The organism is Bacillus sp. AFS040349, from assembly GCF_002577655.1.
Taxonomy (GTDB): Bacteria; Bacillota; Bacilli; order Bacillales; family Bacillaceae; genus Metabacillus.
On the sequence record NZ_NUMC01000146.1, the window covers coordinates 1 to 8,129 of the forward strand.

Sequence of the window (8,129 nt, forward strand, 5' to 3'; positions counted from 1 at the left end):
CAATTATACGGACTTAATCTAAGGAGAAGATCTTATGTCCCGATACAAGGAGAATCGAGACAGAAACCATGCACAGAGAAGCGTATATGTCCCGATACAAGGAGAATCGAGACAGAAACCATGCACACAGAAGCGTATATGTCCCGATACAAAGAGAATCAAGACACAAAACGTGTTCGGAGAAGATATTCTGTCTCAATACAAAGTCAAAGTAAATCAAGACAAGAATCAGACACAGAAGCAGGATCTCATACCTCATACAAAAACAAAAGAGACATAGTTTCAGGCGTGGAGCCAAACTATGTCTCAGGTAGGAGCAAAATTTTTATGAAAAAGTCTTATCCAGCAATTATTCGAGGTGATAAACATTGAATCGCACAGAAACAAGAAAGGTCGACTTCTACGCAGTTTCTGGTTTTAACTAATTCTTTCACATCACAAATTTCTTTTGCAAGGTGGCCGTGGCAATCAAGTGGAAGTAAGAGTCTTAGTGTTGCACAGCAATCATGAATACCTTCTACACGAAAGAAATTTGTTTCAAAGCAATTTTCGCCGACATTACCAAAGGCTTGAAATGGCTGACCCTTTTCATTTAGAAGAAGAAAAGGAATTGTATCTCCAAGCGTTTTGACAGGGTTTAGAAGATTGCTATAACAGCTTGTAGGGCATTTTTCATCTTCAACGGCTTTTTGTTGTTTTAAGATATTTTCAACTGCATCACATACACAATTAAAGGAGTAATGATCTTTCATTATCTTCCCTCCTGTTATTCGTTCATATTGATAGTATAAGAAAATAGGTACAAGAATGTTCTAGGGAAAGCGCCTATTTATGTATTAGGGGCATAAAAAAGAAAAGACTGCTGATAAAACAGCAGTCTATCTATCTTCATTTATTTGTGGTATTTTTTTCTGTCTTCAGCAACACGGTCAACTAATTCTGGTGATAGGCATTGAATTGCACAGAAGCAATCAAGGTCTACTTCGATACAGAAATCAGTTTTTTCAAGACCGAAGAAGTCTTCGTCACAAGGATTACATACGCTTAGCGTATTACCATCAACGTCTACTGGGCGAAGTAATGATAATGTTGCACAGCAATCATCTACACTTTCAACGCGGAAGAAGATTGTTTGGAAACAAGTCATGTCTCCAGTGAATCCACCAACATTACCGAATGCTTTAAAGAGTTCACCTTTTTTTCCATAAAGGATGAAAGGAATTGTATCTCTTTGTGGACCAGCAACAGGGCCTAGTAAATTGCTGTAGCAGCTTGTAGGGCAAGTAATTTCTTCTACTGCTTCTTGTTCAGCTAAAATTTGTTCTACCGCATCACATACGCAATTGTTATCTCTGTCTCTTTTATCTTTGCAACCCATTAATAGTCATCTCCTTAATTTTATTTATTGACTTTAGTCCTTAACAGACTATGTGGGTAATGACTAGTTGGTGTGGGTAATCGTCTAGTTTGAGATGAATTCATTGGGAAAGAATTTAGGTGAATGGTATGTATGGTTTGTCTATATTCGGTACAAGAGCCATATTTATAATAGAAGAAAGTTATGTCAGGGATTTAGGGTGAATTGCAGGTCAAAAAAATGTTGGATGTCTTATTTTCTCCTCAATCAAACAAAAAAGCAGGGGGTGTCCCCTGCTTCTTAGCTCATTAGAAAATGTCGATGTTTACAACTAATGCAATTAAGATTTGTAGAAGTACTTGTAGAGAAATTGCTACATCTGTGTCAGTAGTTGTTACTTTAACATCTTTAGAGTTTTCAATAACTAATTTTTGTTTGTTTAATTGTTTCATATCAGCTTGTTGGATTAATTGTTGAGTTACTTGTTCTGCACGGTTGCTGTCAGCGATTGTTAAGTTGATAACTAATGCGATTGCTACTTGAAGTGCAACTTGTAAAGAAACCGCTACTTGAGTGTCTGTTGATGAAATATCAATATCACAAGAATCTCTTACAATGATTGTTTCAGAAGAAATTTGTTCTGTTTCGCTTACTTGTGCAGCATTTTGTGAAACTGTTGCATCGTCGTCGAAGAAGTTGCCAACGTTAGCTCCAGCCACCTCATTTTTAGAATGACAATCTGTTGGATGACAAGAATGACGGTCTAGTGCTACCCATTCATATGGTCTTGCTTGCATTTTCTAATTCCTCCTTTCGATTTACTATTATTAAATGTCTAGAATTCATTTTTGTATAAGACAAACATCTTGGTGTTTTTACCCATTTTTAGTTTATTTGTCTTTTTTTCTGTTTTTCATCATGTCACGTAATGTTGTGTTTTTCGGTGCTTCTTCTGCTGCAGGCTTTTCCTCTTTCTTTTCTTTGGAATTTTTCACAAATTCATCTACTTGTGCCTGAAGATCTGCCACTACTTTTCTTAGCTTTTCTTTTTGATCTTCAGATAACGTTTTTTTGTTTTCTTCTGAAATATTGTTCTTATTAAAAACATCTTGAACAAATAGTTGCATCATAGAAGAAGAAATATCCTGTAGGTTTAATTTTTCGTTAGACAATGTGTTCACCTCCAATTTTGTAATGGTTAAGGGATATATCCCTATGCCCAAAACAGCTCTTCCTCATTCAGATTGATTAAAGGATGTCAATTTGTACTAGCAATGCTAGTAAAATTTGAATAAGAACCTGGAGAGAAATTGCAACATCTGTATCAGTTGTTGTGATTTTTACATCGCGAGAGTTTTCAATAATGAGTTTTTGTTTGTTTGCTTGCTTAATAACAGAGCTTTGTAGCAATTGTTGAGTTACTTGCTCAGCACGGTTGCTATCAGCAATTGTTAGATTAATAACCAAGGCAATTGCTACTTGAATTGCAGCTTGTAAAGAAACAGCAACCTGAGTGTCAGTTGAAGTCACTTCAATATTGCAAGAGTCTTTAATGAAAATATATTCTTCTGAAGCTTGAATGGTTTCGTTCACTTGAACAGCATCTTGTGTTGTATCTTCGTGTTTGCATTTGCAGTCATCTAATGCAGACCATCTAGTTGTCATTAAAACTCACTCCTTTCATCAATAAGAGGTTAAAAGGAAACCACGACCTTTAACCTTAACGATAAGGACGCCGAGGGAAGGATCATAAATCGTGTGTTAAGCCGTGATTTCCTTTTAATTGTATTTAATGCAGATGCACTGCCTTTTGTATGAGTCAAACATACAGGTTTGAACCCATTTTTCAGATAAAAGCTGATGGACAAATATATTGAGTTGTTAAATCATCAACGGACAAATGCTCGTGTCAGAAAAAAATTCGATGGGTAACTTGTACACATACATAAATGAAAAATACTTTCATAATTTATAAAGATTATCGTTTGAGAGGTGGGGGGAAATGACAACCTGGCTACAATTCATCATCTTGGCTTTTGCAGCTTTTCGACTAACTAGATTAATTGTGTTTGACAAAATTACTGCTTTTATTCGTAATCCTTTCCATCGTGAAGTTGAAGAGATGAATGATAATGGTGAATATGAGGTTTATATTGAAATAAAAGGATCAGGATTACGGGCGTGGATTGGGGAGCTTTTAAGTTGTTATTGGTGCACAGGTGTTTGGTGTACGGGATTTTTATACGGAATTTGGTGGATTTGGCCTCAAGGAGCAGAGCCACTCCTAATGATTTTAGCCGTTGCTGGAGTTGCGGGAATTATTGAATCAATTGTCAGTAGAATAGTAGATTAGGCAATACCCTTAGAAACAAATAGAAATTAACACATAAAATGAGATATAGAAGCTGAAAAATTCTAGGAAATTATGCTCTATTTTACGAAGTAACCCTCCTTAACAAGCTGTAATCAATTTTCAATCAGCTAATGAATAGTGAAGGTTTGCTCCTAAGATAAAGAATTTTTTAAAGGAAGGTGGGATATAACATGAAAAAGGCTAACTTGAATCCTTCCGGAAGACCAACTAATTCCAACCAATCTGTATCTGTTTCTAAACCAAAAAAAGTTAAAAAAAGCGGCTGCGGTTGCGGAAAGAAAAAGAAACGCGTCTAACTGTTCCGATTCAGCTTCTTTTTCAGTTTTATAACAAGGGAGTACTTGATTTTTCGAGTACTCCTTTTATATTACATATTTTTACAGTGTCAGATGCATAATAATGAGGCTTTTATATGATTTTATGAGGAGAAAAACAACATGCCAAGCTGGACAGAAGTTATCATACGATCAGTACTCATTATCTTAGGGCTTTTTTTTATTACAAAATTACTCGGGAAAAAGCAACTATCAGCTTTATCGTTTTTTGAATACATTGTTGGTATAACAGTTGGTGATATTGCGGGAACCATTACGATGGATGTTGAATTAAATGTTGTAAATGGACTTATATCAATTTTAATTTGGTCTTTATTTCCTATTATTATTTCTACTATGTCACTTAAAAGTAAAAAATTTAGAGACATAGTGGAGGGGCAGGCAACTATTTTTATACAAGATGGAAAGATTTTAGAGAAAAACATGAAGAGAGAAAAATATAGTACGGATGACTTACTTGAACAACTTAGGAAAAAGGATATTTTTCAAGTTTCAGATGTAGAGTTTGCGGTTTTGGAAACATGTGGACAATTAAGTGTATTGCTAAAAAAGGAAAAACAACCTACAAAATGGGAAGATTTTTTCGGAAAAGGACCAGAAGTGGTAAAACCTCTTACGGTTATCATGGATGGAAAGTTCTTATCAGAAACCATTTATTCTGCTGGTTATAGCATTGCCTGGATCAAATCAAAACTACAATCCGAAAATAGTCATGTAGAAAATATTTACCTCGCACAAATTAGTTCAGATGGACAGTTATATGTTGATTATTTTGATGACCATCTTGAGAAAGAAGGAGAGAAAAATGGAGATTCTTGAACAACTCTTTGAACGTTGGATGGAATCCAATTTAAGAAAGCATGATTCTATTCAGAGGAATGAAGACAATAGATATGATAACGTTGATCACCAATTAACTAATTTAGACAATACAGCTGATGAATTTGAGCAAAAGATGGAAATGGTTGCATCCCAGATGGAAAAATGGATGAGCGGAAAAGTAGGGGCGAAATAATTAAACTTTTCAATTATGTATATTAGTCCAACCAAAAGTATTTCCTTTACATATGATGTAGAGAAGTCAGGTAAAGGAGGTGCTTAGCGCATGGGTTACGGCTATGGTTACGGATACGGCGGTGGCGGCTACGGTGGTGGTAGCACTTTCGTATTAATCGTTGTATTGTTCATCCTTTTAATTATTGTTGGTGCTTCTTATTACAACTAATCTTAAAAAGATGTAAAGATAAAAGTATGAGCACTCTTGCTCGTACTTTTGTCATTTTTTGGAGTGTATTTTTTCGATGACGGGGTCCAAGGCGAGGATACTGTTGGAAAAATCACAGTAGCCCAAAAGAAAATTGAAATTTAATCACATTTTCAAATTAAGTCCATAGTATATATCATGAATTAAGGAGGCGGGAAAATGGATAGCAAATTCTTTAAAAACCTTGAAGGTAAAACTGGCGTAAACATGAATGATATCTTTTCTTTAGCTAACTCTTTACAAGGAGCAAACTTTAAAGACGAAAAAACAGTTCGCGGTGTCATCCAACAAGTATCTAGGATTGCAAATAAACCAGTAAATAAAGAAATGGAAGATAAAATTGTTAATTCCATTGTAAATGGTAAAGAAAAGCTAGACTTTAACACAATTGCAAAAATGATGAATAAAAAATAACATAGCTAGGTTTGGAGATTCATAGTTACAAAGTAAAACCACACTTTTAATGTAAAGTGTGGTTTTACGTTTTTTATTTTAGCAACCCCTTAATAAACCGCGAAGGTGCGGCTTTTCGTCCTCGGCGATAGGATGGAACAGATAGGTAAAGGTGTTCCTTTGCTCTTGTCATCGCGACATATAGCAAGCGTCTTTCTTCTTCAAGAAATTCATATTTTTCTTTTCTGGCTGATTCAAGGGCGAAGTCATGTGGTAGTGCTCCATCCACAATGCCCAATACGTAAACATATTTAAATTCCAATCCCTTGGAGCGGTGAATCGTCATCAGTTGAACTCCAGAATTGTCTTTATTTCCTTTAAGTGCTTGCTGAGTTACGGTCATGTGATCGATATGTTGAAGAAAATCTGGGATGGTTAAAAATTTCTTTGCGACAACTTTTAGGTCGTTCATGTCGTCTGAGCCCTTTTCCATCGTATTTCCTTCGTTTCCTTGCTTTTTAAGATAATCAGTAAAGCCCAGTTCCTTTTCGATAATCGTCAGTGCTGTCACCGGCTTCTCATTTTTTAGAGAGCTGATTCTTGGGATGATCTTTTTAAGCTTTGATTTTTGAAAGTTTGGCAAACCATTCACGTGCAACAATGCTTCAACAAGGGAACAATCATGTAAAATGCTCAAAGCCTTTACATCGTTCACAACGGATTGCTTTAAAAATAGTGCCCGAATAAGTTCGGCAATAGCTGTTGAATCATCTGCATTCATACTTAATCGCAAATAGGAAAGCATACTACGAACCATTTTTCTTTCATAAAAAGAAGATTGTCCATTTTCCATCGTAAAAGGAATGCTTGATTGCACGAAGCGTTCAAACACAGCTCGTCCACCGGTATGAGTTCGGTATAAAATGGCAAACTCATCAGGAGCTGCTCCTTCTTCAATTTTTTCCTTCATATCTTGTAGAATCATCGTTGCCTCTTCTTCCTCATCATATGGAAAAAAGGTAACAGGTGATTGCTCTGATTGATACTGAGCAATCATGCTCTTACTTAAGCGATGTTTGTTTTTTGAAATAACCTCATTGGCTGTTGATACGATCTCGTGATCTGATCGGTAGTTAGAGGATAGGTGAATCACTTTGGCATCAGGATATTCCTGCTTGAAGTCCAAAATAAAAGAAGGCTGACTTCCTCTAAAACTATAAATCGTTTGATCATCATCGCCAACTCCACATAAATTTCTTGTGTGGTTTGAGAGGAGTTGAATGAGCTTATATTGAATAGGATTGATATCTTGAAACTCATCAATAAGAAAATACTGAAAACGATTTTGATAAGCTTTAAGAATTTCGGGATTTTCCTTTAGTAGTTGGTAGCAATGAACCAGCATGTCATCAAAATCAAATTGACCTCGTTGTAGCTTTTGATCCTCGTATGCAAGGTAAAGAGTTAATGCTGTTTGTTCCCATTCATCAGCTGGGTGAATATCATTCACTGACTTCATTGTGTTTTTCCAAAAACCAATTTGTTGAATGGCTTGGTCGAATGGAAAATCCTTCTCATCAATACCTAGCTCTCTACATGAATTTTTTAAATAAACTTCTTTTTGCCAATCCCATTTTAAAAGGTTTTTGCCGTTCCACTTATCGCGATTGTGATGAAGTAGGATTTTATAGAATATGCTATGAAAAGTACCAATCACGAGCTGATTCAATTGACCAACATGTAGTGATGAAGAAGCGGCGAGACGCTCATGCATCTCTCGTGCGGCTTTTGCTGTAAACGTAACAAGCATGATCGAAGTTGGTTGGATTTTTTTTTCTTCAATCATATAAAGAGCTCTTGTGGTAAGCACTCGGGTTTTACCACTACCAGCACCAGCTAAAATAAGCAGTGGTCCTTCAATTGTTGTCACAGCTTCTTTTTGTTCAATATCAAGAGGAATACCTACTATTGAAGAAGGTGTTTTCACTTTTAATGTAAACGGTGTTCTTCCTTTAATGTATTTAGGCTGACGCCACTCCACTACCTGTGGCTTTTCAACTGTTGCAACACTTCGGGATTTTGGGATGCGGAATCCGTTTTTTTCTTCATATAATAGTTCAGGCTCTTTTACCTGAACAGGCTGCTCAGAGTGATACTGTTGAAACTGCTGCTGACAAGTTTCATTTCGTTTTTGATTGGAATGATAAAAATATGGAGATTTGCTAATTCCTAGATAAAATCGAACAGGCTGCCCACAACATAGGCAAATAACTTCTTCTTTTAAACAAGACTCATAGATTCGTTGATAATCTTCTCGAGGTAATTGAAGCAAGGAGATTGTAACTTCTTTCAACTTTGCAGAATTCATAGTGACCCTCCTCCCATAAAATACGTATTGTCAAAACT

Annotated in this window: 12 protein-coding genes; 6 read left to right on the forward strand and 6 right to left on the reverse strand. The window is 35.9% G+C overall.

The features are described 5' to 3' along the window. Positions 1-338: 338 nt before the first annotated feature. The 5 genes from COD11_RS24095 to COD11_RS24115 all read right to left on the reverse strand — a co-directional run bounded on the left by COD11_RS24095 (position 339) and on the right by COD11_RS24115 (position 3,022). Positions 339-752 (reverse strand): CotY/CotZ family spore coat protein, encoded by a 414-nt coding sequence (locus tag COD11_RS24095; RefSeq protein ID WP_098799442.1) that lies wholly within the window; start codon positions 750-752, stop codon positions 339-341. Positions 753-892: 140 nt separating this feature from the next. Then, positions 893-1,378, reverse strand: a complete 486-nt coding sequence (locus COD11_RS24100; RefSeq protein WP_098799443.1) for a CotY/CotZ family spore coat protein — start codon at positions 1,376-1,378, stop codon at positions 893-895. A 287-nt stretch (positions 1,379-1,665) separates the two neighbouring features. Continuing rightward, the gene (locus COD11_RS24105) at positions 1,666-2,154 is read right to left on the reverse strand and encodes a spore coat protein (protein WP_098799444.1); all 489 of its coding nucleotides are present in this window, start codon (positions 2,152-2,154) and stop codon (positions 1,666-1,668) included. A 93-nt stretch (positions 2,155-2,247) separates the two neighbouring features. Further along, on the reverse strand, positions 2,248-2,529 hold the full coding sequence (locus COD11_RS24110) for a hypothetical protein (RefSeq protein WP_098799445.1): 282 nt from the start codon (positions 2,527-2,529) through the stop codon (positions 2,248-2,250). 76 nt (positions 2,530-2,605) lie between these two features. Beyond that, a complete protein-coding gene (locus COD11_RS24115) occupies positions 2,606-3,022 on the reverse strand; it encodes a spore coat protein (protein WP_098799446.1) in 417 nt (138 codons plus the stop codon). A gap of 337 nt (positions 3,023-3,359) precedes the next feature. Here COD11_RS24115 and COD11_RS24120 point away from each other — a divergent pair, with 337 nt between their 5' ends. From COD11_RS24120 to spoVIF, 6 genes are all read left to right on the forward strand, one after another. Next, positions 3,360-3,710, forward strand: a complete 351-nt coding sequence (locus COD11_RS24120) for a DUF1360 domain-containing protein (RefSeq protein ID WP_098799447.1) — start codon at positions 3,360-3,362, stop codon at positions 3,708-3,710. 191 nt (positions 3,711-3,901) lie between these two features. After that, the gene (locus tag COD11_RS27765; RefSeq protein WP_255301696.1) at positions 3,902-4,027 is read left to right on the forward strand and encodes a hypothetical protein; all 126 of its coding nucleotides are present in this window, start codon (positions 3,902-3,904) and stop codon (positions 4,025-4,027) included. A 141-nt stretch (positions 4,028-4,168) separates the two neighbouring features. Further along, a complete protein-coding gene (locus COD11_RS24125) occupies positions 4,169-4,885 on the forward strand; it encodes a DUF421 domain-containing protein (RefSeq protein ID WP_098799448.1) in 717 nt (238 codons plus the stop codon). Then, entirely contained in the window at positions 4,872-5,081 is a 210-nt protein-coding gene (locus tag COD11_RS24130; protein ID WP_098799449.1) for a hypothetical protein, read from the forward strand. Before COD11_RS24125 ends, COD11_RS24130 begins: the two co-directional genes overlap by 14 nt. Positions 5,082-5,171: 90 nt before the next feature. Beyond that, the gene (locus COD11_RS24135; RefSeq protein ID WP_098799450.1) at positions 5,172-5,291 is read left to right on the forward strand and encodes a YjcZ family sporulation protein; all 120 of its coding nucleotides are present in this window, start codon (positions 5,172-5,174) and stop codon (positions 5,289-5,291) included. 198 nt (positions 5,292-5,489) lie between these two features. Beyond that, on the forward strand, positions 5,490-5,744 hold the full coding sequence (spoVIF, locus tag COD11_RS24140) for a sporulation-specific transcription regulator SpoVIF (RefSeq protein WP_098799451.1): 255 nt from the start codon (positions 5,490-5,492) through the stop codon (positions 5,742-5,744). Between the two features lie 73 nt (positions 5,745-5,817). Here the strand turns inward: spoVIF and COD11_RS24145 are convergent, their stop codons facing one another. Further along, positions 5,818-8,091, reverse strand: a complete 2,274-nt coding sequence (locus COD11_RS24145; protein WP_098799452.1) for a UvrD-helicase domain-containing protein — start codon at positions 8,089-8,091, stop codon at positions 5,818-5,820. Positions 8,092-8,129 lie beyond the last annotated feature (38 nt).

What these genes read in the sequence shown, in the direction of transcription:
- COD11_RS24105 (WP_098799444.1), bottom strand. Translation starts at nt 2,154, where the DNA reads ATGCAAGCAAGACCATATGAATGGGTAGCACTAGACCGTCATTCTTGT.
- COD11_RS24120 (WP_098799447.1), top strand. Translation starts at nt 3,360, where the DNA reads ATGACAACCTGGCTACAATTCATCATCTTGGCTTTTGCAGCTTTTCGA.
- COD11_RS24130 (WP_098799449.1), top strand. Translation starts at nt 4,872, where the DNA reads ATGGAGATTCTTGAACAACTCTTTGAACGTTGGATGGAATCCAATTTA.
- spoVIF (WP_098799451.1), top strand. Translation starts at nt 5,490, where the DNA reads ATGGATAGCAAATTCTTTAAAAACCTTGAAGGTAAAACTGGCGTAAAC.
- COD11_RS27765 (WP_255301696.1), top strand. Translation starts at nt 3,902, where the DNA reads ATGAAAAAGGCTAACTTGAATCCTTCCGGAAGACCAACTAATTCCAAC.
- COD11_RS24125 (WP_098799448.1), top strand. Translation starts at nt 4,169, where the DNA reads ATGCCAAGCTGGACAGAAGTTATCATACGATCAGTACTCATTATCTTA.
- COD11_RS24095 (WP_098799442.1), bottom strand. Translation starts at nt 752, where the DNA reads ATGAAAGATCATTACTCCTTTAATTGTGTATGTGATGCAGTTGAAAAT.
- COD11_RS24100 (WP_098799443.1), bottom strand. Translation starts at nt 1,378, where the DNA reads ATGGGTTGCAAAGATAAAAGAGACAGAGATAACAATTGCGTATGTGAT.
- COD11_RS24145 (WP_098799452.1), bottom strand. Translation starts at nt 8,091, where the DNA reads ATGAATTCTGCAAAGTTGAAAGAAGTTACAATCTCCTTGCTTCAATTA.
- COD11_RS24115 (WP_098799446.1), bottom strand. Translation starts at nt 3,022, where the DNA reads ATGACAACTAGATGGTCTGCATTAGATGACTGCAAATGCAAACACGAA.
- COD11_RS24135 (WP_098799450.1), top strand. Translation starts at nt 5,172, where the DNA reads ATGGGTTACGGCTATGGTTACGGATACGGCGGTGGCGGCTACGGTGGT.